Here is a 25,301-nt window from a genome sequence, read left to right on the forward strand (position 1 = left end):
GTACCAGCAATGAAAAACGGGCCTTCCGGCCCGTTTTTTTATGCGTCAAACATCAATCTTCATCGTCGTGCTCATCATCTTCGTCAACTTCGATCGGGCAGTTGAAGTTTTCAGGCTTAATCACCAGCAGGTCACATTTCAGATGGTCGATCACATGTTCGGCGGTATTGCCGATAAACGCCGCCGAGATGCCGGTGCGGCCCAGCGTGCCTAACACCACGACGCCGGCCTGCAAATGTTCCGCCAGATCGGGGATCACCTCTTCCGGCAGGCCTTTTTCGACGTGGGTAAACTCTTCGTTAATGCCGAATTTCTGTCTTAGCGCCTTCATGGCAATCAGATGCTGTCCGCGGATGGCGTCGTTGTAGACGCTGGGATCAAAATCAGGCAGTTCAATGGCGATATTGATAGGGGTGACGGGGTAAGCGCCGACCAGATGCACTTCCGTTTGGTTGACATTGTGCGCCAACTCGACGGTCTCCTGAACCAGTTTGATATTTAAGGGGTCGTGGTAGGGTTCTTCACTGGCCAGGTTAACCGCAACCACCGCTTTACTGCCTTCAGGCCAGGGCTGATCTTTGACCATCCACACCGGGCACGGGCATTTGCGTAACAGATGCCAGTCGGTTGGGGTGAAAATGACGGATTCAAGACGGTCGTGTTGGTGCGCCATTTTTAGCAGCAGATCGTGCTTGCCGGCGATCACTTCCTGAATAATCGCCTCATAAGGACGGTTATGCCAGACCACTTTGATTTCGATGGGCACGCCTTCGTCGAGGTAAAAACGACATTGCTCGGTGATCCAGGCGGCGCGCTGGCTGATAACACCTTGCCGCATTGCCGTTCTTTCGTCCGGGGAGAGCAGGGTCGTCATCTCGTAAGAGAAGTCATAAATAGGCAGGAAGGCCTTAATGCGCCCGCCATTGCGTTTTATCAGGTATACCGCCCGGCGCAGCGCCGGCTGGTCGTCCTGATTGGGGTCAATAGCCACCAGAAGATTCTGATACTTCGCCATAGGGCCTCCTTACAGCTGAAAATCAACAGTCTGTCAATTTACAGAGTAACCCAACATTGAAAAACAGAACAGCGGCAGAGGTGTGCTGGGTCAATAATTCTGTTGAATTACTAACCCAGCATAGGATCAGGCGTTTACGGTGACGTTAATGCGTGGTGTCCCGGCCAGTACGGACAAGGCGTCGACATTTTCGATGGTGATGTACTTGCCTTTAACGCTGAGAATTTCGCTTTTCTGGAAGCGGCCCAGCAGGCGACTGATGGTTTCTACCGTCAGGCCGAGGTAGTTGCCGATATCGCCGCGGGTCATGGTCAGACGGAACTCGCGCGGTGAGAAACCCCGCTCCGCAAAGCGGCGCGACAGGTTATAGACGAATGCCGCCAGACGCTCTTCGGCATTTTTCTTCGACAACAGCAGGATCATGTCCTGGTCGCCTTTAATCTCGCCGCTCATCAGACGCATGATCTGTTGACGCAGATTAGGCATTTTACCGGAGAGGTCATCCAGCGTTTCGAATGGGATTTCGCATACCATGGAGGTTTCCAGCGCCTGAGCGAAGCTCGGGTGCTTCAGACCGCCGATAGCATCAAAACCGACCAGATCGCCCGCCAGGTGGAAGCCGGTGATTTGCTCGTCGCCCTGTTCGGTGATGGTATAACTCTTGATGGTCCCGGAGCGGATAGCGTACAGCGATTTCAGTTCATCGCCGGCCTTGAACAGGGTCTGGCCCTTCTGGATAGGCTTTTTCCTTTCGATAATGTTGTCGAGCTGGTCCAACTCGTGCGCATTAAGAGTAAAAGGAATGCACAGCTGGCTGATACTGCAATCCTGACAATGGATCGCACAACCACCAGACTGGATACGACGAATCACGCGTTTTTCCGGGATCATAGATTACGCTCATTCAATAATTGATATGCGTCAATTTTAACATCTTTTCCGGCAGGTGATAAGGGTGGCATTAATAAGAACGGGGGAATTCTGTGCGAATATTAAGCGGTCTCACAGCCGTTTATTCTGTAGTTGACTGAAATATTTCGATTTATTTGCTAGTTACGCTCGGCAACGGTTGTCACGGTTGGCGCTCTGCATCGGCAAGAAATGAGGGATAGCGCAGCGTATTTTTCAGTAAGCAGCATTTAACCCTGTCTTTTGAACGCCTTTTGGCAGAGGGAGGCCAATATTTGTTCGCGCTTCCGGCGAAAACCGATCGTGCTCATGCCAATTTTTGCCGCACAGAACTTTTGACTGACATGACCTGTTAGCCACCGGAATAGCCCATAGTGATCTGCGCTACTCCGGTGGGTTGAATTAAAGCAGGTCGTTCTGCAAGTAGCCTTCGTGTTTCAACAGCCACTGTTTGCGCTGAACGCCACCGGCATAGCCGGTCAACGCGCCCTGTGAGCCAATCACCCGGTGGCAGGGCACTACGATGCTGATGGGGTTTGAGCCGTTGGCCATTCCCACCGCGCGTGAAGCCGTCGGGCGACCGATACGCTTTGCCAGTTCACCGTAGGTGATGATCTCGCCGCACGGGATCTGGCGCAGTTGCTGCCAGACGCTGCGCTGGAACTCAGTGCCGGCCGTCATGACCGGCAGATCGTTGATCACATCCAGTTCACCGGAAAAATAGCGCTGCATGGCATCGGTCAGGCCACCGGGATTAAGTTTGTCTACCAGTTGGAAACGATCGGCTCGGTAATGGGTATTCAGCAGCTTCATCAGGCGAGCCTCGTGCTCAGTCCAGTCGATAGCGCGCAAGCGGTCCTGCTCATCGGCAATCAGTACCAGTTCACCCACCGGCGTCGCCATACGATCAATAAAAAAAGTCTGCATTTTGATCACTCCTCTCGTTTGATGGGCAGATTATTGCACGAAACTTGGCGTGGCGATGGCGGATTCCGGACATGAAGATGGGCAACTCTGGGTTGCCCATCTGAAAGCGCGGTTTGAATAAGACTGACTTATGCTGCAATCTATAAAATAAATTTATAAAATATAAAGGTTGTTTTAGTCAGATCACCACAGGAACGTTAAAGAAATCCCCAGGGTTACTTATAGCTTATCGTGATGTTCTTGAAACGTTCGTTATTATTGACGATCTCAGTGGTTACGTTGGAAACCAATTCTGGCGGCATGTTGGTTAATGTGGTGGTAATTTGACCACTTTTGTTTGCTGAATTTATACCGAAGCAATTAGAAATGATCCCTTCATTTAATTGCTTGATACTGCATGCCGGTGCCGTAATTTCACCGATGAAGCGAATGGTACCAGACGCCACGTGTTGGCTGGGTTTTTGTGCTGCCTGCAAAGTGGCGGGAATAACGGCCAGGAGGACTAACGCCATAAGTGATTTTTTCATTATTAATTCCTTTTTAAAAATGAAGTTGAAAATAAGTACTTCCAGTTGAATCAGCATTAATCAGAGGCGTTGCATGGTGCCGAAATTGGAATGCGATGCATATCCAGTAAAAAAAGGTTTATATACTATTCCTAATTTTTCGTGCTAATGGATTTGATAATAGGGAGGGGGGTGAAGCAAAACCATGATTTAGATCATAGTGAAGTCGGCTTAATGATTTGGGGGAAGGTGGGGCGGTTTTACTGTGAACTGTATCACGATAGAAAGCGGGCGCTGACCGCAGTTGAGACTGAAACTGCGGTCAGGATTGGTGATTTATGCTGCGTTACAGCATGCCGCTGCTGCCGCAGATGCGGATTTTCTCAGCCACAACTTCTTTCATCGCCAGCTTGCCGGGCACGATGTATTTACGCGGATCGTTGGCATCGGGATGTTGGGAGAAGTAGCTTTTCACCGCGTCGGCAAAGGCGATTTTCAGTTCCGTAGCCACGTTGACTTTGCACACCCCCAGCGAAATGGCGCGTTTCACCATGGCTTCAGGAATACCGGATGCGCCGTGCAGCACCAGCGGAATGTCGACCTGCTCGCGTATCAGCGCCAGGCGGTCGAAGTCCAGCTTGGGTTCGCCGTGGTACAGCCCGTGAGCCGATCCGATGGCCACCGCCAGCGAATCGATGCCGGTAGCGGTGACAAACTCGCGTGCGGCGGCCGGATCGGTGAAGAAGCTGTCGGTGGAGTCGACAATCAGATCATCCTCCTGGCCCCCGAGGCGGCCCAGCTCTGCCTCAACGCTGGCGCCGTAGCGGTGACACAAGGCGACGGCCTCAGCCACTTTGGCGATGTTCTGTTCGAACGGCAGATGTGAGCCGTCGATCATTACCGAACGAATGCCGCTTTTGACCTTATATTCGATATCGTCCATCTCTTCGTGATGGTCCAGATGCAGCGCCAACGGCAGATCGTAACGGTGTGCGGCCGCCTGACAAATACCGATCAAATAGTCGGTGCCGGCATAGCTGAAGGTGCCTGGCGTGCCCGCCATGATCACCGGCGAGCGCAATTCGGCGGCGGTCTCCGCCACCACCTGCACGGTTTCCAGATTATGCACGTTGAACGCCGGCACGGCATAACCCTGGCGCTGCGCTTTTTGCAGCATTTCACGGTTGGATATCAGGTACATAGAGATTCCTTACGCCACAGAAGACGGATAACGGTAAATGGTGACGCCTTTAACCACCCGGTTCACTTCACCGGTCGGGCATGGGTTGTCCGGCGACATGCCAAGCGCCAGCGAGCTTTCAAAGGCCAGCATTTGGGTGAATAACAGATAAGGGAACAGCAGCCAGACGTCGTCTTCGGCATGGTGCAGGTTCAGCATCATGTCTGATACCGGCTGCGCACTGCCGGTTAAGCCGACCATCTGCATCGCCAGACCATCGCGATGCAGCTCGTTCCACAAATCGCGATCGTACTGGCGGGCGTAGTCACCGCTGGAAAACATCAGCAGCACCAACGTTTGGTCATCGACCATAAATTTGGGCCCATGGCGCAGGCCAAGCGGCGAGTCGTAGCGGGTGACAATCTGCCCGGCGGTCAGTTCGAGCATCTTCAGCGAAGCCTCTTCCGCCAGTCCGGTGAAACAACTGCCGCCCAGCGTGATGTAGCGCCGAAAACCGCTGACTGCGAGCGCTTTTACCTGCGGTTGCAGCGTTTCACGCAGTTCGCGGCAGCGCGCCACCATGGTCGCGAGTGGCCGTTGGGCCTCGGCAAGGGAGTGCGGCCCGAGCAACAGCGCGGCGGACAACATCATGCAGCTGAAACTGGAAGTCATGGCGAAGCTTTGATCGTTGGAGCCTTGCGGCATCACCAACGAACAGACGTTTTCGCGCTGATGGGCATAGTGCGCCAATTGGCTGTCCGGATTGCAGACCAGCATCAGGTGGTAACTTTCCGGCAGCAGTTGGTCGGCCAGCTCCACGGTGGCTACGCTTTCCGGGCTGTTGCCGGAACGGGCAAAGGACACCAGCAGCGTTGGGCGCGTCAGATCCAGATATTGGTGTGGGTTGGCGACGATATCGGTGGTGCCATAGGCCACCACGTCACGACTGGTTTTTTCTCGCAGCCAGGGCGCTAACGCACGGCCGGCGAAGGCCGAGCTGCCAGCACCGCAAAGCACAATCTGCAGGCGAGGATTGGCCAGCAACGGAGCAAGGAAAGGCTGCCACAAGGCCTGCTGCTCCTGCAGCTGTCGATGCAGCGCCTGCCATAAGTCCGGCTGCTGCCAGATCTCACGTGCGGTATGCAGCGCATGTCGTTGTTCCAGCCAGCCCGCATCGTAAGCAAAATAACCGTTCATGTTGAAAACTCCTTAAAAAGCCTCGGTTAACGGTCGGCGATAATCACGTCGACACCTAAATGGTTCAGCGCATGCAGGTAGTTTTCCGGGATGCGGCTGTCGGTGACCAAACGCTGGATTTGGCCAATTTCACGGATCATGCAAAAGCTGGTGCGACCGAATTTGCTGGCATCGGCGACGGCGATCACTTCGCGTGCTACGTCGCACATCGCCCGGTTGAGCTGCGCTTCACCGGGATCTGGCGTGGTGATACCGCTGAGCAGGTCAAAACCATCGACGCCGAGAAACAGCTTGTCGAAACGAAACTGCCGCATATGCTGCTCCGCCGCCGGGCCATACAGTGACCAGGATTTGCGTCGCACGCTGCCGCCCACCACCATCAAATCAACCTGTTCGTTGTTGGCCAGTTCGAACGCGATGTTCAGCGCATTGGTCATCACCACCAGGTCTTTCTTGCCGGCCAGTTGCTGCGCCATCTGGCTGGTGGTGGAGCCGGAGTCGAGAATGATGGCATCGCCGTCGTTGACCAATTCCGCCGCGGCGCAGGCAATGGCGTATTTCACGTCGCGATTGATACGGCCCTTGTCTTGCAACGGGCGGTCGAAGGCAAACTGTTTATTGAGCATTGCGCCGCCATAAGCGCGCACCGCACAGCCGCTTTTTTCCAGCTGACGCAGATCGCTGCGGATGGTGACGCTGGAAACAGAAAACTGGGCGCTGAGTTGCTCGACGCGCACCGAACCTTCGCGACAAAGCTGGTCGATAATTAATTCCCGTCGTTTTACGGTATTGATCATTAACGCGAGACTCCCGATTTAGCTGTAGTCATACCCCGCCGCGGCGCAATGCGTCGCAGCTAATCTGACAGGAGTGCTTTCAGTTGTTCGTGGCAAATTACAGCAAACGAAACAATGAAATGCAACCGATAAATTTATAAAAATCCATATGTATCAACTGGTTATATTTATTTTTCCTTTCGATTGGTCATCAACCGAAAGCGGCCGAAAAATAAAGTGAAAAGCGGTAATCCGTTATTTATCAGGCGGCAACTCACCGCCTGGGGTAATTTGTCGAAAGCAGGATGAAAGCCACGACATTCATTTATTCCCGTCTGGCGTTTCACTGTTTTTTATTGCCAGCTTTGGCGTAATAATGCGGCCCCCCGTACGCCACTGCTGTCACCGTGCACTGGCGGATAGACTGCCGCCGGTTCGGTGCCCGGCAACAGCCAGGCGCTCATGGCTGGCGGTAGCAGGGCGTACAGCTCCCCGACGTTCGACAGCCCGCCGCCGAGCACGAAGGCGTCGACATCGAGCAGCAATTGCAGCCCTGCCAGGGCGCTGGCCAGAATATCGACGTACATTGCTATCAGCCGCTGCGCCAGCGGATCTCCGTGCCGGTAATGGGCGATCAGCGCCGGTACGCTGTCGGCGCGGTGGCCGAAATGACGGCTTAGCGCCAGCAGACCGCTGCCGGAAACGTAACGTTCAAAACAGCCGGTCAGGCCGCAGTTGCAGGTAAACAACGGTAAATCGTAGCGCTGCGCCAACTGGGCAGAGATCGGTGTATGGCCCCATTCGCCGGCCAGCCCGTTGCGACCTTTGTGCAATTGCTTGTTCATCACCAGCCCGCCGCCGGCACCGGTGCCGATGATGGCGCCGAAGACCAGCGCCAGATGCTCGGTTTGCGGGGTACTGGCCTCGGAAAGGGCAAAGCAGCGACAGTCGTTTTCAATTTCAACCGGCCGCGCCAGTTCATGGGCCAAATCGTCCGCCAGGCAGTGTCCGGTGAGGCAGGGGACGTTAACCGCCAGCTGCTTGCGGCTGCGGGGATCGGTCACGCCCGGCAAGCCGATGCCGATGCTGCCCTGGGTGTGCAGCTCGCGATCGGCATGGTCGACCAATTGCTGGATGCAGGACAAAAACGCGCGGTAATCGCCGGTAGGCGTGCTGACCCGTTGGCACAGCACCTGCCGCAATTGACGATCGTAGGCCGCCATTTCAATCTTGGTGCCGCCGATGTCGAAACCGTAACGCATCTGTGATATTTCCACGTTTCAGGCTCCACTCAGGGTAATTACCGCAGATTCGCGGCGCGCGCGTTCCGCAGCGAAGACCATCAGATGACTTTCCAGCGTTTCAGCCGGTCCGGACAGCACCTGTGAAGGATCGTTAGTGCGGATCGCCTCAATGAAATGCTGCATCAGGTAGTAGTCGCCGCCGCCGTGGCCGGACATGGCGTGCAGATCGTCGGCTTCTTCGACGTCGTACACTCTTTCACTGTCATCAACGAATGAAGTGATACGGATATAACGACCGTCACCCTCGAGACAGCCGTGGCTGCCGAAAATACGGGTTTTGCGATCTTCCAGCCGGGTGAAGGCGGTCATGGTGAAAGAGGCGGTGCGGCCACCGGCAAACTGCATATTGACCACCTGGTGATCGACCACGTTATTGTCGCAGCGGTAGACGCAGCGGCCATACTGACCGTCGCGCAGCGCCGCCCGCAGGTGTGATTGGCTGACCTCCGGCGTTAGCACCCGCAGGAAACCCGGCGTGGCCTTGTGATCGTCGCCAAGGTAAATACGTTTGGCGGAGTAGGGACAACTGGCTTCCACGGCGCAGTCCAGGCAGTTGTCTGCCGCACCGGCCGGCTGGTTCTCCTGGCGAAAATGACGCAAACCGCCGAACGAGCTGACCTGCTCGCAGGGCAGTTCCATGATGTAACGGATCCAGTCGATGTCATGACAGGACTTTTGCAGCAGCATAAAGGCGGCCTCATTGTCATTGCGCCAGTTGCCGCGAACAAAGGAGTGGGCCTGATGCCAGTAGCCCACCGGTTCCAGATGCTGCAGGCTGACGATGTCGCCAATCACGTTATCGCGCAGCAGTTGCTTGAGCTTTTGGGTGTAGCGCGTATAGCGCAGCACGTGGCCGACCGAGAAAATCAGCTTCTGGCGCACCACCTCTTCCACGATGGTACGACACTCGGCGGCCACCGGCGAAAGCGGTTTTTCCAGCAGCATGGCATAACCCTGTTTGGCAAAAGCCAGCGCCGGTTCCAGGTGCAGGGTGTCCTGGGTGCAGATCAACACCGCATCGGCCAGTTTTCCAGCGTCGGCGGCCTGTCGCCAGTCGGTGAACACCTTATCCGCCGAAATACCGTGCTGTTCGACGAACTGCTGTCGATAAACATCACGCGGTTCGGCTACCGCCACCACCTGCATTAAATCCGGATGCGCCAACGCGTAGCGCGAGTAAATTTCACCGCGCGCCCCGGCGCCAATCACCAGAACCTGAACCGGACGACCGGCAAAACCATTTTGTTTAGCTGACGACATTGCTCGTTCTCCGATCTTGTTATTTGAGGTTTTGGCCGCTGATTTCATCAAACAGGTGCGTACGGGTCAGATCGAAAGCCAGGTGGATCTGTTCTCCCAGACGTGGCTCCCAGTCTGGTTGCGACGCCATACGCAGCACAAAGCGCAGTTCAGCCAGTTCGCAGTGCAGCAACTCTTCGTTGCCCATGCGTTCGATGGTGACAATCTTCGCCGGGAAGCAGTTGCTGCTACCGGGCGCGCACAACCGCAGTGACTCTGGCCGAATGCCCAGACACACGCGCGAGTGCGGATAATTTTCCAACTGTTGTTGCAGTGCCGGCGGCAGTTCGAGCGGATATTCATTGCCGATGCGCAGCCCAATGCCCTGCGCGCTACGCGTCACTGCCATGTCGTGCAAGTTCATCGACGGGCTGCCGATAAACTCGGCGACGAAGCGGTTAGCGGGCTGGTGGTACAGGTTGATGGGTTTATCCACCTGCATAATGGCGCCACGGTTCATCACGCAGATGCGGTCGCCCATGGTCATCGCCTCCACCTGATCGTGGGTGACGTACACCATGGTGGCGGCGGCACCTTCCTGTTTCAGTTGGTTATGCAGCTCGATCAGTTGGACGCGCATCGAGACGCGCAGCTTGGCGTCCAGATTGGAAAGCGGTTCGTCGAACAGAAACACCTTGGGTTTGCGCACGATGGCGCGGCCGACCGCCACGCGCTGGCACTGCCCACCGGACAGCTGACCCGGTTTGCGCTGCAGCAGGTTGGTTATCTCCAGCTTTTCTGCGGCATCACGCACCCGACGGTCAATTTCGGCTTTGCTTTCCTTGCCGATCAGGCCGAACGCCATGTTCTTGTAGACCGTCATGTGCGGGTAAAGCGCATAGTTCTGGAACACCATGGCGATGCCGCGATCTTTTGGCATGGTGTCGTTGACGCAGCGATCGTGGATCAGGATCTGGCCTTCGCTGACGCTCTCCAGCCCGGCTATCATGCGCAGCAGGGTAGATTTGGCGCAGCCGGACGGCCCGACGAAGACCATAAACTCGCCGTCTTTAATGTCCAGATCGACCCCGTGCAGCGCATTGAAACCGTTGGGGTATACCTTCTTCACATTGTTTAACTGAATACCGGCCATGTTATTTACCTTGTGTTCGCGGTTAGCCTTTTACCCCAGCGCTGGCGATGCCCTGGATGAAGTAACGTTGGAAAAGAATGAACAGCATCAGCATTGGGATCACCGCCATCAGCGCCCCGGCCATCAGTAGCGGGTACTCCACCCCGGCGCGGCTCGACAGCGATGCCAACCCGACCGGCAACGTCAGCTTCTCGGTGGTGGTGTTGACGATCAGCGGCCACATCAGGTTGTTCCAGCTCCACAGGCCGTTGATGATGATGCAGGCGATAATGCCAGGCCGGATCAGCGGCAGCATGATGCGCCAGAAGATGGCGAAGTAGCTGTAACCGTCAATCAGCGCCGCTTCCTCCATCTCCTTCGGTACCGCGAGGAAGAACTGGCGCAGCAGGAAAGTGGCGTAAATGCTGAAAATGCCCGGTAGCACCAGCCCGGTGATGCTGTTCACCAGCCCCAACTTTTGCACCACCAGAAATTGCGGGATCAAAAAGGCTTGCCCGGGCACCATCAGGATGGAAATACACACCAGAAACACCGCATCGCGGCCGCGAAAATGCAGGCGCGAAAAACCGTAGGCGGCCATGGTGGCGATCACCATTTGCAGGGTGACGGTGAAAAAGGTGGCCAACAGCGAGTTCAGATAAAAATCGGCGAAGGGGATTTCGCGCATGATCTTACCGTAGGCCTGCAGGCTGGGGTGGGCCGGCAGCAGCGTCAGCGGGATCTGGATACTCTCGGCCTGAGTTTTCAGCGAGGTGACCAGCATCCAGATAAACGGCACGACCGAAGCCAACGCCGCCAGCACCATAAACAGATACACCAGCGTTCTTTTACTTATGCTCATCGTCGCGGCTCCTCAGCTCACTTTCAGGCGTTTGCCAATCATCATTTGAATCAGGGTGATCAGCAGGGTGACGGCGAACAGCACCACGGTGATGGCGGAGGCGTAACCTTTCTCCTGCAGGTAAAAGGCGTATTTGTAGAACAGGTTGGTGACGGTTATCACGTCGCTTTCCACCAGCGCGCGGTCGAACATCAAAAACACCACGTCAAAGATTTGCAGGATCTCGATAAAACTCATTACCGAAACGAAGAACAGCGTCGGGACCATCATCGGCAGGGTGATACAGAAGAAGCGACGCAGGGTGCTGATGCCATCGATATCGGCGGCCTCATACAGCTGGCGTGGAATGCTCTGCAAACCGGCCAGTAAAATGATGATTTTCAGCGCCAGCGACGACCAGATAATGATGATGGAAACGCTGATGCGCACCACGTCCGGATCGGATAGCCAGGCCACCGGTGAAATACCCAGTTGGCCAATCGCCTGGTTAATCAGGCCGAAGTCCTTGTTGAACAGCCATTGCCACACCATCGCCACCGCGGCGGGCATGGTGACCGCCGGCAGGAACAGCAGGGTGCGCAACAGCGCCTTGCCGCGGATGTTTTGGTTGAGGCCAATGGCCAGCAGCAGCGACAGGCTCAGGCTGACCGGTACACACACCACCACATAGAACAGGGTGTTGCCGGCGGCGGTGTAGAAATCGTCGTCTTCAAACAGATTGACGTAGTTATCGACGCTGAGGGTGCTCCAGCGCATAAACTGATTGAGGTCGGTAAAGCTGTAAAAGATGTTCTGCAAAAAAGGGATGAAGTAAAACACCGTCAACCCAATCAACAGCGGTAAAATCATCACCCAACCCCAAAAACGCTCGGCGCGCTCCAGGCGGCTGAGCGCTGGACGTGGGATGCTTTTTTGTTGTTTTAGGGCACCGTAGGTATCTGCCAGCGACATGTTGCCATTCCTCAGCTTTAACGGCTTTGCGGGGTTCCGCTGCCGGCGCGCCTTCGGGCAGGCGCCGCCGGCACGGGGCGATTACTGCTCCATGATGCGTTCGATCTTCTTGACCGACTTATCCATCTCCGGTTTGGCATCCGCGCCCATAAAGATTTTCTTCAGACTGGCTATCCACATGTTCTGCCATTTTGGCGTGTTGGTCCCGGCGGTTGGGTAGGCCTCGGTCACGTTAAGGGTGTCGATATAAGGCGTGACATCAACCTTCTTGATCTCCGCCGCCCAGGCTTTCGCCGCCACTTTATTGGCCGGGATCACCACTTTCGCCAGCTCGGTTTGCGAAGCTTCGGTGCTCATAAACTCGATGTATTTCCAGGCTTCTTGCTTATGGGTGCTGTTGGCGGACATGGCGAACGCCAGGCTGTGCGCCACGCCGGATTGACGTTCGATTTTCGGCATCATTACCACGCCGATATGGTCGTTAATCAACGGATTGTTGGCGAAGGGGGCCGCCAACCACGAGCCGGCATACACCATGGCCGCACGGTTGGACTGGAAGATGTTCTCGGTTTTGACTTCGCTCATCTGCTGGGCGCTGGGCATCAGCCCGTCTTTCATCATTGACTGCAGCTGCTGATAGACCCAGATGGACTTGTCGTTGGCGATGTCGGTCGGCTGGCCGTCTTTCGGTACGATGTGGTTGCCGTTCTGGAACAGCAGGTTCATGTAGCTGTCCTGGCCGTCGATGCTAAGGTCCATCACCAACGGGAAGGCGCCGCCTTTCAGGCCGGTTTTCAAGGCGGCGGCTTTGGTTTTCAGATCGTCCCAGTTCCAGTCGCTGGTGGGGTAGCTGACACCGGCCTGATCGAACAGCTTTTTGTTGTACCACACCGCAATGGAGTCCACGTCGCGCGGGATAGCCATCTGTTGGCCGTCATACTGGTAAGCTTTTACCGAACTGGCGACCACGTCATTTAACTTGACGCCGCTGCCGCTAATATAAGGTGTTAAAGGTTGCATAATGCCGTTTTTGGCATATTGAACAAAATAAGGCATATTTATCCAGAATATATCTGGCGCTACGCCACCGGCTGCGGCAGAATCCAATTTAACGAAGTATTGTGCCGACGGCGTTAATTCTATGGCTATTTTGATATTGGGGTTTTCTTTTTCAAAACGCTTGGCGATTTCCTGCTCGGCCGGTAATTGATTTCTGTCCCACACGGCATAACGCAAAGTTATTTGATCGGCGGCATATAACATGGTCGGCAATAATAATGCCGTCGCAATGGCAGAGTGCGCCAGAAGACGGCCGGTATTTTTTATCGGTGACATTGCTTTCCCCTCGGTGGACGACGAATAAATATTTTCGTAACGTGAATTCTTTCTATCCCTTAACTTTCAATGTGTCAATACACCCCGATCTGCCCAAAAATGGGGCGAGAATGTTTCGATGTTGTTAAGATCGAAAGGGTTGGTGCGTAAACCGAAAGCGTTAGCTGTTCACAATTCGTTAACCTTTTGCGGCGGTTTTAGCCCTGCCATACGGCAATGACTGGCCTTTGGGGTCATAGGAATAAGTGATAACCCTTGCACCATAATGGGGATTAAAAATATTTTTATTGTGCATGCCTGGGTATCTTTCATTTTTGTGATGCAAATAAACAAAAAAATTGCATCGGCAAGCTTTGTCTCGGCTAAAACGCCGTTTTTCTAATGACCACTATTGTTTGAATCGATAAAAGGGTTTAGCCTGAAAATCACTCATCGGTATTTCCCCATTAGAGCGAGATTACTGCCATGCGCCTTTCATTGACCTTTACTCACAGTCTGGAAAAGATATTCCACAGCCGTAATGCACCACAGATTGATCAAATAAATAAGTTGAGTGGTTTGAACAATGAGATGCTTTCCTGGCAAGGCGTTTATTGCCTTCATCGGGCAGATAACGAAACTCGACGTGAATTAAGCTACCGTCTTGAGGGATCCCTGGCGGAGTATATCAGCGTGCGTCAGGTGCAATCGGTACCCAGTCACTTTCCCTGTTATGCCCAGACCGATGAGAACTATCTGCGTACCGAACCGGGGTTATTTCCCGATCCGCTGATACCGCTGGCCGAGCAGCTTTTCTTTGTCGCCAACAATTATTACGGCTGCCTTTGGCTGACCTTTACGCCGCCGTCGACACCCGTGGCAGGTGGGAATTACCCGCTTAAACTGACCTTGTTTGATGTTATCAGCGGCGAAGCCCTGGCCAGCGCCGTGCTGACGCTGCATATCGTTCCGGCCGAACTGCCGCCGCAAACCCTGTTGCATACCGAGTGGGTACATACCGATTGTCTGGCGGATTATTACCGCGTGCCGGTGTTCAGCCCCGAATATTGGCAGGCGGTGCGCAACCTTGTCCGCTGTGCGGTCAACAGCGGCGTAAACATGCTGCTGACGCCGATCTTCACGCCACCGCTGGATACCGCCGTCGGCGGTGAACGCACCACGGTTCAGTTGATTGGCGTACAGCGTTCCGCGCAGGGTTATCAGTTTGATTTCCAGCGGCTGGCCCAGTGGGTGGATATGGCGCAGGAAGAGGGCATTGAACACTTTGAGATTGCCCCGTTATTCACCCAGTGGGGCGCGGCGCACGCGCCAAAAATTCTGGTGGAGATCGACGGCGAACTTTGCCCGCTGTTCGGCTGGCACACCGACGCCCACGCGCAGGAGTATCAACAGTTTTTGCAGGCGCTGTTGCCGGCGTTGACCGCCTGGTTGCGCGAGCGGCAGTTGCAACAGCAGGTCTGGTTCCATATCTCGGATGAGCCGACGCTGGAGAACATTGCCGTTTATCAGCGAGCCGTTGCCGCCTTGCGCCCGCTGCTGGCCGGGTTCCGCACTTTTGACGCGCTGTCAGACTACGCTTTTTACCAGCAAGGACTGGTGGAAACGCCGGTGGCCGCTACCGACCATATAGACGCTTTTCTTGAGCATCAGGTTCCGGGCTTGTGGGCCTATTACTGCTGCGTGCAAAAGACCGAGGTAGCCAACCGTTTCTTTGCTCAGCCTTCGGCGCGTAATCGTATTCTGGGCATCCAGCTTTACCTGTACAACATCAGCGGTTTTCTGCACTGGGGGTTCAACTTCTATAACAGCGGCCATTCGCGAGAAAAACTTAACCCCTATGCGGTGACCGATTGCCGAAATGCGTTTCCTTCCGGCGACGCCTTTGTGGTTTACCCCGGCGAAAACCTGACGCCGGTGGAGTCGCTGCGGTTACGGGTGCTGCATCAGGGGTTGCAGGACATGCGGGCGCTGCAGCTGTTGGAAAGCCTGACGGACCGCAACAGGGTAGAGGCGTTGATTGAACAGGAACTGGGGATGCGTATCACTTTTAAACGTTATCCGCATCAGGCAGCACCGCTGCTGCGGCTGCGCGAAGCGGTGAATCAGCGGATCGAAGCGCTGATTTGATTGGCATAAAATGCGGCGAGGGGGCGACAGGCAGAGTGTCGCCACCAAGTTTTCAATAATTTGCTATACCTGATAGGTCGAGGGATTTCATTTTTTTGTCATGTTACTGACATGTTAGGGTCATAGCGCTGGCTTAATTTTGCAGCGACTAAGCCAGGAGATAACGCGATGTTTAGCTTGGACTCTCTGTTGCATGATGCATTTCCACACCGCAATACCCCTGCCTGGCAGCGTAGCCTGCTGAGAACTTTACTCTTCGAAAAAGAATTCAAACAGTTTGCCGCCGACTATCCTCATCTGAAAGGCTTGGATCTGATCGAGCAGGTGGTGGACTACTTCAACCTCAGCTGTGAACTGGTGGATGGCGACTTGGAAAACATTCCGAGCCAGGGGCCGGTGGTGCTGGTGGCTAATCACCCGATAGGGTCACTTGACGGACTGGTGCTGCTGCGTGCGGTCGCGGCGGTGCGGCCGGATGTCAAAGTGGTGGCCAGCCAACTGCTGACCTATATCGAACCGCTGCGCAGCCTGTTCGTGCCGGTAGACAACGTCGGCTATAAGACCAGCCGCAAGCAAATTGAAGGCATGCAGGCGCAATTGGACAAGCAGGGGGCGTTGATTTTGTTCCCCGCCGGCGAAGTGTCGCGCATGAGCCCGAAAGGCATTCGCGACGGGCACTGGCATACCGGTTTCTTGCGTCTGGCGGCCAAGGCGCGCGCCCCGATTGTGCCGATCCACATCAGCGCCCGTAACAGCAATTTGTTCTACTTCACCTCCCTGGTTTATCGCCCTCTGTCCACGCTATTGCTGGTGCGCGAAATGTTCCAGCAACAGGGCGGGCGCATTAAAATCCGCGTGGGTGGCCGTATTCCCTTTGCCAACTGGCACGACGGTCATACCAGCGCGAAAGATCTGGCGGAACGTTTCCGCCGACATGTTTATCGCCTGGGGCAGGGTAAAGAAGGACTATTTGCCAGCGAATCCCCGATCGCCTTGGCGGAAGACCGGCTGGAACTGAAGAAAGCGCTGGCAAACTGCGAGCGGCTGGGGGTCACCCCGGACGGCAAAATCATCTTCCTGTATCGCCGTCAGGATGAAGCGCGTACGCCTATCTTGCGTGAGCTGGGACGCCTGCGCGAAATCGCTTTCCGTGCGGTGGGGGAAGGTTCCGGTCGCCGCCGCGATCTGGACAGCTATGATGATGACTATTACCACCTGGTGCTGTGGGATGCGGATGAGTTGGAGATCGTCGGCGCCTACCGCTTTATTCCTACCGCAGAGCAGCTGGAACGCAAGGGTCTGGAAGGCATTTACAGCAACAGCCTGTTCCATTATGACCGCGATATGGCGCCGATCCTGGCGCAGGGCATTGAGCTGGGCCGCAGTTTCATTCAGCCGGCCTACTGGGGCAAACGGGGTCTGGACTACCTGTGGCTGGGCATTGGCGCCTACCTGGCGAAGTACCCGCAGTACCGCTATTTGTTTGGCCCGGTGTCCATTTCAGGAGGGATGCCGGTAACGGCGCGCGATCTGCTGATCGCCTTCTACCGGCTGTATTTCTCGCCGGACAGTGCGCTGGCGCAGTCTCGGCAGCCGTACCCTGCCTCGTTACCTCAGGTGCTGGCGCAGTTTGCCGGCGATAACTATCAGGAAGATCTGGTGCGGCTAAAAAGCCTGCTGAGCAATATCGGCTGTTCCATCCCCACGCTGTATAAACAATACACCGAACTGTGTGAACCGGGCGGGGTGCAGTTCATCGATTTTGGTACCGATCCGGCCTTCAATAACTGTATTGATGGGCTGGTGCTGGTCGATCTCACGCGGCTTAAACCGGCGCGTTTCCAACGTTACATCGCAGTGCATCAGCCGCAGGAGGCGTGCATAGAGTAATTGGCATGGCGCTCATGCGTTTTTGATCTAATCCGAAGCTTGGCGCCGGCGGGGGGAAATAGCCTAAGATAAGGCTTTGTTCCTCCGCCGGAGTTTTTCATGCCACAGCCGTTCGCCCCGTTTTTGTTGTCCGCCGAAGATCCCGCCGCCGTCGCGATTGAAACGCCAAAAGGCCTCGCGCCCTTCTTATTGCTTTGCGATCACGCCGGACAGGCGATACCGCAGCAATTGGGCGATCTGGGGCTGCCGCCCGGCGAAATAGACCGTCATATCGGATGGGACATCGGCGCACTGAACGTTTCACGTCACCTTAGTCGCCAGCTGGACGCTCCGCTGATTCATCAGCGTTACTCGCGTTTGGTCATTGACTGCAATCGGACTCCCGGCATTCCCAGCTCCATACCTGAGCTGTCGGAGTTGACGCCGATCCCCGGCAACGTGGGCATTGCGGCCGAACAGGCACTGGCGCGCGAGCATGAGATTTTTCTGCCTTACCATCAGGCGATAACCGACAGTCTGGATGCACGCCAGCGTAGCGGACTGCCGACGGCGATCGTTGCCATGCACAGCTTTACGCCGGTGTTTAAAGGCAATGCGCGCCCATGGCAGGTAGGGCTGTTGTTCAACCGTCAACCGGAGTTCGCGCTGTTGCTGGCAGAGTTGCTGCGTGAAGAAGGGGATTTGCAGGTGGGCGTCAATGAGCCCTACGCCATGACCGATGCGACGGATTACACCCTGCCGGTGCATGCTGAGCGCCGGCAATTGCCCTATGTCGGTATCGAGATCCGCCAGGATCTGCTTGCCGATCAACAAGGTCAACAGGCCTGGGCAGAACGCTTCGCCAGACTGTTACCGCAAGCCTGGCATCGCTGGCAAATTTGACTTTAGGAATATTCCCAGTGATGATAACTGTAAGGAAAGTGTCAACGTCATTGGGAAGTGCCAGGAGCGTCAAGTGGAGCAGAATGATAACGGATTGTTTATCAAGCAGGAGCGCTTTGAAGTACTGGCGATTCTGCGTGAGATTTGTAAACAACGCACGCCGCTACGGGTCGTAAATGAGAAACAGCAGTTTCAGAGTTTGTTATTGAGCGTCGGGCCGGACAACATCGTGTTTAGCGGCGATGAGGCGGATACGGCGGTTGATGGCGAATGCACCATCGTGATTGAAAGCCATGACGCGAAGATCGAGTTCTCCGTAGGTCGGGCCGAGTTCAGCCATCAGCAGGGCGTCAACGTTTGTTCAACCCAATTGCCGAAGCAGCTGGTTTACATCCAGCGCCGTCGCCAGTTTCGCGTGACGACACCTCACTGGCGCCAGTTTTTGTGCAGTGGTGAATACGCCGATGGCAGTGAATATCAGTTGAGGATCCACGATCTGTCTGCCGGTGGTGTAGGGCTACGCGTTGATGGCCCATTACCGCCAAACCTGCAGCCCGGGTTCCAGTTCAAAAAAGCGTTGTTGGATCTTGGCAGCTATGGCAGTTTCAAGGTCAATATGGAGCTGGTGGTGATCAACGACGATCATGAGCTGGATGACGACGACAACATGGTGCATTTTTCACGCCTGTCGTGCCGCTTTATGAAACTGGGTTTGGCGATGGAAAGAAAAATTCAGAGTGCGGTGTTTGCGTTTGAATTGGACTTCAACAAAAAGAAAAAACGCTAAGTAAGACGCGAGGGGCAGCTGGCTGCCCCGTCACTCCCGGCCTATTTCAAGGCGCGCAGGCTGCCAATTTCCTCCAGGCCGAAATGCTCCGCTTCCGCCAGAACAGCACAAACTTCACCGCCGGCGGTCACGATCGCCTCATCGAGACTTTTCCCGTGCAGCAGATGGCTGACCAGCAACGCGGCAAACATATCGCCGGTGCCTTTGACCTTTGATTGAATTCTGGGGTGGGTATAGCTTTGCACTTCGTCGTGTTTGACCAGCAGTAACCCCAGTTGATCGTCGTTTTCCGCCACGCCCGGTGCGCTGGTCACCAACACCCACTCGGTGGTGTCATTGAGCAACGCCTGTGCGGCCTGCCGCGTCTGTTCCTGGGTGGTCAGAGGGTGACCGCAAAGCTGTTCCAGTTCGAAGCCGTTGGGGGTCAGGCCATTGGCCAATTGCAGGAAGGGGGAGCGATAGCAATCGACAATGCGCTTATCCACATACACCCCTTCGCCGTAATCGCCCATCACCGGATCGATATAAATTTTTATCTGCGGATTGATCGCGCGCACACGCTGTAACCAGGCATCCAGAATATGGCATTGGTCGACATTGCCCAGATAACCGACAATCACCGCGCGGGTGCGATTCATCACGCCGCGGGCAAGCAAATCCGCCAGAAAACCGCCGAACCACTCGGCGGAGATCACACCGCCGCTGGGTGCGCCGTAATAAGGGGGGCAACCGAACAGCACGCTGGGCACCTGTAGCACTTCCAGCCCTTTTTTCAACAACGTGCGATAGGCTATCCCGTTGCCGACGCTGCCATACACCACCTGAGATTGAATGCTGATGACATCAATCTGCGGCGGCTGTAATTGAGAAATTTGTTGCATCTATCACTTCCTGGGTTCGATTTTATCCAACCAGCGCGCAAATACCTGGCGGGCGCATTGTTCCAATTCTGTGCCGTAACGCGCGGCCTGTTGACGTAAAAGCTGTGGCACGATGCCGGCCAGTTCAAGTTCACAGGCATGGCCTACCAGCCAGCGCTCAAGATCGCGGTGGTCGGCTTCCAGATGGAACTGTAGCCCAAGGGCGAAATCCTGATACTCAAATGCCTGATTGGGGCAGATATCGGTACCCGCCAGGCGGGTAGCGCCTTCGGGGATCATAAACATATCGCCGTGCCAGTGAAGCACCGGCGTGGATGCCAGTGGCGCCAGCACCGAGTCTTCATTGTCCGTCAAGGTTAAGGGGGCGTAACCGATCTCTTTCACACCGAGCGAAACGACTTCGGCACCCAACGCCTGGGCAATCACCTGCGCGCCGAGACAGACACCGATCGTAGGCTGTTTTTGCTGTAAACGCTGGGTAACCAGTGCTAACTCATCGTTGAGAAACGCATAGTTTTGCTGGCCGGCAAAGTGCTGAGCGGCGCTGATCGGCCCGCCCAGCACCACCAGCAGGTCGGTATCCTCATTAACGATGGTGCGGATGTCGTCACGGCCTGCGTCGAAATAATCAATCTGATAGCCACGCAATGACAGCAGTGAGCCCAGAATGCCGAGGTTTTCAAAATTCACATGTCGGATCGCGACAACTTTTTTCATTGTTGTGGTGCCTCTTGGCTATGGGGGTAAGGTTCCAGTTCCAGCGTATCGCCCAGGATGGTGATACCGCCAAGGCCGCTTTGATAAACTATCCGACGCTCTTTGACCTGGCTGATACTCAACTGGTAGCCCTGATCGGCAGGGAACAGCGCCTGAGCCTGCTGCAGCTGTTCGGCGGCCCAGGGCGTGAACATCTGCAAGCGGCCAAAAGCTTTCCCGCCCTGTTTAATATCCAGTACGTAATGTTTTTCCATCTTTACCCCTTAACTTTTCCGTTCGAAACAGGTAATCTGTTTTGAACTAATACAAAAAGGTTTTATGTATGAGATCATTGTATGCAAAAGGCGGCAGCGCTGTCCAGATTGCTGAACAGATCAGCACACAGATAAAGCAGGGGGATCTGCAGCCGGGTGACCTGCTGCCGCCGGTGCGTCAATTGGCCGGCGAGTTGGGGGTCAACCCCAATACCGTCGCCAGCGCCTATGCCAAGCTGCGCGATGCCGGTTTGGTGGCTACCCGCGGGCGTGCCGGTACTCAGGTACTAGAGCAACCTTTAATGACGGTGCGTAATGTTCGGCAAGTGCCGGAGGGCATGAGGGATTTGGCGAGTGGTAATCTGGATGCCGCACTGTTGCCGGCCCTGTCGCTGGGCGCCGAAGACGTTTTCCCGCAGCAGACCGGTTATGACGTCAGCGGGGATTTACCGGCGTTGTGCCGGCTTGCCGGCGACTGGTTAAGCCAACAAGGGGCAGACTTGGGTGAATCGGCGGTGTTTTCCGGCGCGCTGGACGCTATCGAAAAGGCGTTGCGTATTCATGCGGCGCCGGGCGCCTCGGTGTGGGTGGAAGATCCCTGCTGGCCACCGTTACTGACGCTGTTGCGGCATCTGCGGCTGAAGCCTTTGCCGTTACCGGTTGATGAACAAGGGTGCCGCTTGCCGGAAAAAGAGGCCGCGCCTCTGGGGGCCGCGGTGATCATGACGCCTCGGGCACAGAACCCGACCGGCATGTCATTGAGCGCGGGCCGGGCCGCGAGTTGGCGGGAATTCCTGTCGCAAAACCCTGGCTGTCTGGCGATCGTCGATGACTTCTGGGGCCTCCTGTCGCAGCGGCCGTTGCATTTGCCCTTTGCCGCAGACAATGGCCTGTATGTGTTATCGCTGAGCAAGTTCCTCAGCCCGGATCTGCGAATTGCGCTGGCCTGCGGCAAGCCGCAACTGCTGCAGACCATGCGGGCGGATCAATACATTCGCGAACGCTGGGTCAGCCATATCCTGCAGCAGATTGCCGTTAAACTGTGGACGCAGGCCCGGCAAGAGGGGTTGTTTGCACGGGCGCAGCAAACTTATCAGCAGCGGCGTGACGATTTGTCCGAACGGCTGCACGCATTGACCGGCGTGCCGGTGTCGCCGGGAGAGGGAGTGCATATCTGGTTGCCGGTGCGTTCAGAAGCCGCCGCCAGCCAAATGATGGCGCAGCGCGGCTGGCTGGTGCAGAGCGGCGAACCCTTCCGCCTGAAAAGCGGTCCGGCGATCCGCATCAGTCTGGCTAACCTTGAGCCGGCGCAGCTGGAAACGCTGGCTCAGGATCTGGCCGTCGCCATCGGTGCCGGCACCGTGGTTAACTGAATCAAACAGCCTCACCCGCTAACGCCAGCAATTGCAGAGAGGCAAGGCGGGCGGCAGGCTGGCTGATGGGGGTATCAATCACAAACTCCTCTACGCCGTACTGCTGGTGCAACTGATCCAGCTGTTGGCGCACCTGCCGGGCGGTACCCAGCAGAATGTGGCTTTCGCGCGGTTCGATACGGTAATCGGTAGCGCCGGCCTGTTGCACAAAGCTTTCCGCCTGCTCCAGGCTGCCGACGGTCACGCTTTGCCCGCCGGTCACGTGGACACGGTACTGCTGGATCCCGGCTGCCAGATCTTTAGCCTGGCTTTCGCTGACGGCGACGATCGCCGCCACCGCCAGCAGGGCTTTGCGGCCACCGCTTTGCTCACTGTAATGGGCCAGCGCCCGACGGATATCCTCCGGATTACCATTGAGATGGGCGGCAAACACAAAGGCCCAGCCGTGTTCGGCGGCCAGTTGGGCGCTTTCGTTGCTGGCGCCCAGCAGAAAGCGTTGCGCCGGTTGCAGCGGCTGTGGCGTGGCGCTCAGGCCAGGCTGCGCATCATCGTTAAGATAGGCATTGAGCTGCGCGAGCTGTTGAGGGAAGTCAGGCTTATTCTGTTGATCGTGCGCGGCCTGCAGCGCCTGAGTCGACAGCGGTAGCCCGCCTGGCGCTTTTCCCACGCCCAAATCAACCCGGCCCGGTGCCAGCGTGGCCAGCAGATTGAAGTTCTCCGCTACCTTATAAGCGCTGTAATGTTGCAGCATGACGCCGCCGGAGCCGATACGGATCCGCGAGGTTTGTCCGAGCAAATAGGCAATCAGCACTTCCGGGGAAGGGCAAGCCAGCTGCGGGGTATTGTGATGCTCCGCCAGCCAAAAACGGCGGTACCCCCAGACCTCCGCCTGCTGTGCCAGATGCAGCGTGCGCTTGAGCGCCTCGGCGGCGCTTTCTCCTTCGGCAATCGGACTTTTTTCCAACACGCTCAGGGCATAAGCCATTTTCCTGTTCCTTTCTCATCGATGATTGATGACAAATACCATGCAGGATGCCGGCGGCGTAATATTGATTGGAGATAGGATATTCCATTGATAAAAAACGGATTTAGATATGCACAGGGTGGTAAAGGGGCGCGTGGTTGACGCGCCCGATTTACATCAGGATTCCAGCCAGTCCTTCAGGCGAATAGCGTCGCTGTAGTGGCCGTAGCGCTGCTTTGAGCCAAGGAGGATCATCACCACCGGCTGCCCCTTGATCAGGGTTCGCATCACCAGACAGTGACCGGCTTCGTTGGTGAAACCGGTCTTTTGCAGCTGAATTTTCCAGGCGGGATTGTTGATCAGCCCATTGGAACTGCGATAAACCAGTTGGCCGCGACCAGGGCGGACGATTTGTTGCCTGTCGGTGCTGAAACGGCGAATGGTCTGATAACGGTAGGCGTGATTAACCATTTTCAGCAGATCATTGGCGCTGGCAACGTTGCGCGGCGTCAGGCCGGTCGGATCGTAAAAACGGGCGTGTTTCATGCCGAGGATGCGGGCTTTCTGATTCATTTTCGCCACAAAGGCTTTTCGTCCGCCGGGATAGCTGCGGCTCAACGCGGCCGCCGCACGATTTTCCGATGACATCAGGGCGATGTGCAGCATATCGCGACGGCTGAGAATGGAGCCCAGGGTCAGGCGCGAATGGGTCTTCTTGAGCAGATCGCGGTCGGCAGGAGTGACTTTTATCGGGTTGCCCAGCGGGCGTTTGCTGTCCAATACCACCATGGCGGTCATCAATTTGCTTAGCGATGCTATCGGCACCACGCGGTTGGCTTGTTTGTGATACAGCGTTTTGCCGGTACGCTGATTGACCACCAACACCGAAGCAGAGTGAAGCGCCAGCGGCGCAGCGGCCTGTGCAGAGGGGGGAACCAACAACAGCGTGAGAATCAAACTGACGCCGAAACCTGAGGTGGAAAAGCGAAAAAGGGAATTCAATAAATGCATGGCAACCGTGACTATGTTCCTGACTGATGAATAAATATCAGCAAGAGTCTGCACAGCAAATGTGGAGAAAATAAGGTGACCCTTGCGGATCTGAAAACCCGGCGGTGGCGTTCGGCGTGAGGGTAAGGTAGGGAGGCGGCGATGCGCCTCCCTGGCAGGGGATCAATACACTTCTGGCACGACCATGTTATCCGGGACCGGGCTGCGGCTGTAGTCCGGGCTGCGTTTGCGTGGCGGCAGGGTGATCACGTTGCCTTCGGCCTCTTCGTAAGGCAGTTGCTTAAGCAGATGGCTGATACAGTTCAGCCGGGCCTTTTTCTTGTCGACACCCTGAACCACCCACCATGGCGCCTCAGGAATGTTAGTGCGCGCTAACATGACCTCCTTGGCCTCGGTGTAATCCTCCCAGCGACGGCGGCTCTCTAAATCCATCGGGCTGAGCTTCCACTGCTTGAGCGGATCGTGGATGCGACTGAGGAAACGCAGTTCCTGCTCATCGTCGGTGATCGAGAACCAATACTTGACGATTTGAATGCCGCTGCGCGTCAGCATCTTCTCGAACTCCGGCACGCTGCGGAAAAACTCTTCGTATTCCTCGTCGTTGCAAAAGCCCATCACTTTTTCCACTCCGGCACGGTTGTACCAGCTGCGATCGAACAACACCATTTCGCCGGCGGCCGGCAGGTGGGCGATATAGCGCTGGAAGTACCACTGGGTGCGTTCGCGGTCGTTGGGGGCCGGCAGCGCGGCCACACGGCAGGTACGCGGGTTCAGACGCTGGGTGATGCGTTTGATCACGCCGCCCTTGCCGGCGGCATCGCGGCCTTCAAAGATGATCACCAAACGGTGGCCGGTACGCATCACCCAGTCCTGCAGTTTGACCAGCTCACCCTGCAGCCGCAGCAACTCGCGAAAGTACTGTTTGCGCCAGGCTTTTTTCTGGTCGCTGTCCACTTCGGTGTCGTCAAAGCGCAGGTCGTTCAGTTCCATTTCCAGCTCTTCGTCATAGCTGTCGTAGAATTCCTGCAGCAGGCGCTGGTTGAAGGTGTCGTCGTGATTAAATTCATGCATAGCCATAGTTG

At 55.9% G+C, this 25,301-nt stretch carries 24 protein-coding genes; 5 read left to right on the forward strand and 19 right to left on the reverse strand.

The window, feature by feature from the left end; genetic code table 11:
• Positions 1-52 precede the first annotated feature (52 nt).
• The 13 genes from uspE to H5P17_RS11935 form a co-directional block, all read right to left on the reverse strand.
• On the reverse strand, positions 53-1,015 hold the full coding sequence (gene uspE / locus H5P17_RS11875; protein ID WP_020827051.1) for a universal stress protein UspE: 963 nt from the start codon (positions 1,013-1,015) through the stop codon (positions 53-55).
• 126 nt (positions 1,016-1,141) lie between these two features.
• Entirely contained in the window at positions 1,142-1,906 is a 765-nt protein-coding gene (locus H5P17_RS11880) for an FNR family transcription factor (RefSeq protein ID WP_012145310.1), read from the reverse strand.
• Positions 1,907-2,326: 420 nt separating this feature from the next.
• The gene (ogt, locus tag H5P17_RS11885) at positions 2,327-2,851 is read right to left on the reverse strand and encodes a methylated-DNA--[protein]-cysteine S-methyltransferase (RefSeq protein WP_182823076.1); all 525 of its coding nucleotides are present in this window, start codon (positions 2,849-2,851) and stop codon (positions 2,327-2,329) included.
• A 215-nt stretch (positions 2,852-3,066) separates the two neighbouring features.
• A complete protein-coding gene (locus H5P17_RS11890) occupies positions 3,067-3,378 on the reverse strand; it encodes a hypothetical protein (protein WP_182823078.1) in 312 nt (103 codons plus the stop codon).
• A 325-nt stretch (positions 3,379-3,703) separates the two neighbouring features.
• A complete protein-coding gene (locus H5P17_RS11895; protein ID WP_182823080.1) occupies positions 3,704-4,558 on the reverse strand; it encodes a tagatose bisphosphate family class II aldolase in 855 nt (284 codons plus the stop codon).
• 9 nt (positions 4,559-4,567) lie between these two features.
• Positions 4,568-5,734: an SIS domain-containing protein gene (locus tag H5P17_RS11900; protein WP_182823082.1), complete on the reverse strand. Its 1,167-nt coding sequence runs from the start codon at positions 5,732-5,734 to the stop codon at positions 4,568-4,570.
• Between the two features lie 26 nt (positions 5,735-5,760).
• Positions 5,761-6,531 (reverse strand): transcriptional repressor AgaR, encoded by a 771-nt coding sequence (gene agaR, locus H5P17_RS11905; RefSeq protein ID WP_044551455.1) that lies wholly within the window; start codon positions 6,529-6,531, stop codon positions 5,761-5,763.
• Between the two features lie 332 nt (positions 6,532-6,863).
• Complete coding sequence (locus H5P17_RS11910) at positions 6,864-7,772, reverse strand: ROK family protein (protein WP_044551454.1); 909 nt, start codon at positions 7,770-7,772, stop codon at positions 6,864-6,866.
• Between the two features lie 18 nt (positions 7,773-7,790).
• Positions 7,791-9,074 carry a Gfo/Idh/MocA family protein gene (locus H5P17_RS11915; RefSeq protein ID WP_182823084.1) on the reverse strand — a complete coding sequence of 428 codons (1,284 nt, stop codon included), beginning with the start codon at positions 9,072-9,074 and terminating at the stop codon, positions 7,791-7,793.
• 19 nt (positions 9,075-9,093) lie between these two features.
• Positions 9,094-10,206, reverse strand: a complete 1,113-nt coding sequence (locus H5P17_RS11920; protein WP_182823086.1) for an ABC transporter ATP-binding protein — start codon at positions 10,204-10,206, stop codon at positions 9,094-9,096.
• A 22-nt stretch (positions 10,207-10,228) separates the two neighbouring features.
• Entirely contained in the window at positions 10,229-11,047 is an 819-nt protein-coding gene (locus H5P17_RS11925; protein ID WP_044551448.1) for a carbohydrate ABC transporter permease, read from the reverse strand.
• Between the two features lie 12 nt (positions 11,048-11,059).
• Positions 11,060-11,998 (reverse strand): carbohydrate ABC transporter permease, encoded by a 939-nt coding sequence (locus H5P17_RS11930; RefSeq protein ID WP_182823088.1) that lies wholly within the window; start codon positions 11,996-11,998, stop codon positions 11,060-11,062.
• An 81-nt stretch (positions 11,999-12,079) separates the two neighbouring features.
• On the reverse strand, positions 12,080-13,333 hold the full coding sequence (locus H5P17_RS11935; protein WP_182823090.1) for a sugar ABC transporter substrate-binding protein: 1,254 nt from the start codon (positions 13,331-13,333) through the stop codon (positions 12,080-12,082).
• A 465-nt stretch (positions 13,334-13,798) separates the two neighbouring features.
• Between H5P17_RS11935 and H5P17_RS11940 the strand changes: the two genes are divergently transcribed.
• The 4 genes from H5P17_RS11940 (at position 13,799) to H5P17_RS11955 (ending at position 19,019) form a co-directional block, all read left to right on the forward strand.
• A complete protein-coding gene (locus H5P17_RS11940) occupies positions 13,799-15,460 on the forward strand; it encodes a DUF4091 domain-containing protein (RefSeq protein ID WP_182823092.1) in 1,662 nt (553 codons plus the stop codon).
• A gap of 168 nt (positions 15,461-15,628) precedes the next feature.
• Positions 15,629-17,350: an ornithine lipid synthase OlsF gene (gene olsF / locus H5P17_RS11945; protein WP_044551443.1), complete on the forward strand. Its 1,722-nt coding sequence runs from the start codon at positions 15,629-15,631 to the stop codon at positions 17,348-17,350.
• A 99-nt stretch (positions 17,351-17,449) separates the two neighbouring features.
• Positions 17,450-18,232, forward strand: coding sequence for an N-formylglutamate amidohydrolase (locus H5P17_RS11950; RefSeq protein WP_182823094.1), 783 nt, complete (start codon positions 17,450-17,452; stop codon positions 18,230-18,232).
• Positions 18,233-18,305: 73 nt separating this feature from the next.
• Entirely contained in the window at positions 18,306-19,019 is a 714-nt protein-coding gene (locus tag H5P17_RS11955) for a flagellar brake protein (RefSeq protein ID WP_044551440.1), read from the forward strand.
• Positions 19,020-19,060: 41 nt separating this feature from the next.
• Here H5P17_RS11955 and pdxY read toward each other — a convergent pair whose 3' ends face one another.
• From pdxY to H5P17_RS11970, 3 genes are read right to left on the reverse strand one after another with little or no spacing between them, the layout of a single operon-like run.
• Positions 19,061-19,900, reverse strand: a complete 840-nt coding sequence (gene pdxY / locus H5P17_RS11960) for a pyridoxal kinase (RefSeq protein ID WP_044551438.1) — start codon at positions 19,898-19,900, stop codon at positions 19,061-19,063.
• A 3-nt stretch (positions 19,901-19,903) separates the two neighbouring features.
• Positions 19,904-20,617 (reverse strand): glutamine amidotransferase, encoded by a 714-nt coding sequence (locus tag H5P17_RS11965; RefSeq protein WP_182823096.1) that lies wholly within the window; start codon positions 20,615-20,617, stop codon positions 19,904-19,906.
• Entirely contained in the window at positions 20,614-20,871 is a 258-nt protein-coding gene (locus tag H5P17_RS11970; protein WP_182823098.1) for a hypothetical protein, read from the reverse strand. The genes H5P17_RS11965 and H5P17_RS11970 overlap by 4 nt, the downstream gene beginning before the upstream one ends.
• 68 nt (positions 20,872-20,939) lie before the next feature.
• On the opposite strand from H5P17_RS11970, the gene H5P17_RS11975 reads away from it, so the two are divergent.
• A complete protein-coding gene (locus tag H5P17_RS11975) occupies positions 20,940-22,244 on the forward strand; it encodes an aminotransferase class I/II-fold pyridoxal phosphate-dependent enzyme (protein WP_182823100.1) in 1,305 nt (434 codons plus the stop codon).
• 1 nt (position 22,245) lies between these two features.
• Here the strand turns inward: H5P17_RS11975 and H5P17_RS11980 are convergent, their stop codons facing one another.
• The 3 genes from H5P17_RS11980 to ppk2 form a co-directional block, all read right to left on the reverse strand.
• The gene (locus tag H5P17_RS11980; RefSeq protein WP_182823102.1) at positions 22,246-23,229 is read right to left on the reverse strand and encodes an MsnO8 family LLM class oxidoreductase; all 984 of its coding nucleotides are present in this window, start codon (positions 23,227-23,229) and stop codon (positions 22,246-22,248) included.
• Between the two features lie 156 nt (positions 23,230-23,385).
• Entirely contained in the window at positions 23,386-24,219 is an 834-nt protein-coding gene (gene pbpG, locus H5P17_RS11985) for a D-alanyl-D-alanine endopeptidase (RefSeq protein WP_182823104.1), read from the reverse strand.
• 162 nt (positions 24,220-24,381) lie between these two features.
• Entirely contained in the window at positions 24,382-25,296 is a 915-nt protein-coding gene (ppk2, locus tag H5P17_RS11990; RefSeq protein WP_182823106.1) for a polyphosphate kinase 2, read from the reverse strand.
• Positions 25,297-25,301 lie beyond the last annotated feature (5 nt).

The sequence above is a fragment of the Serratia sp. OS31 genome, assembly GCF_014164835.1.
Classification (GTDB): domain Bacteria; phylum Pseudomonadota; class Gammaproteobacteria; order Enterobacterales; family Enterobacteriaceae; genus Serratia; species Serratia liquefaciens_A.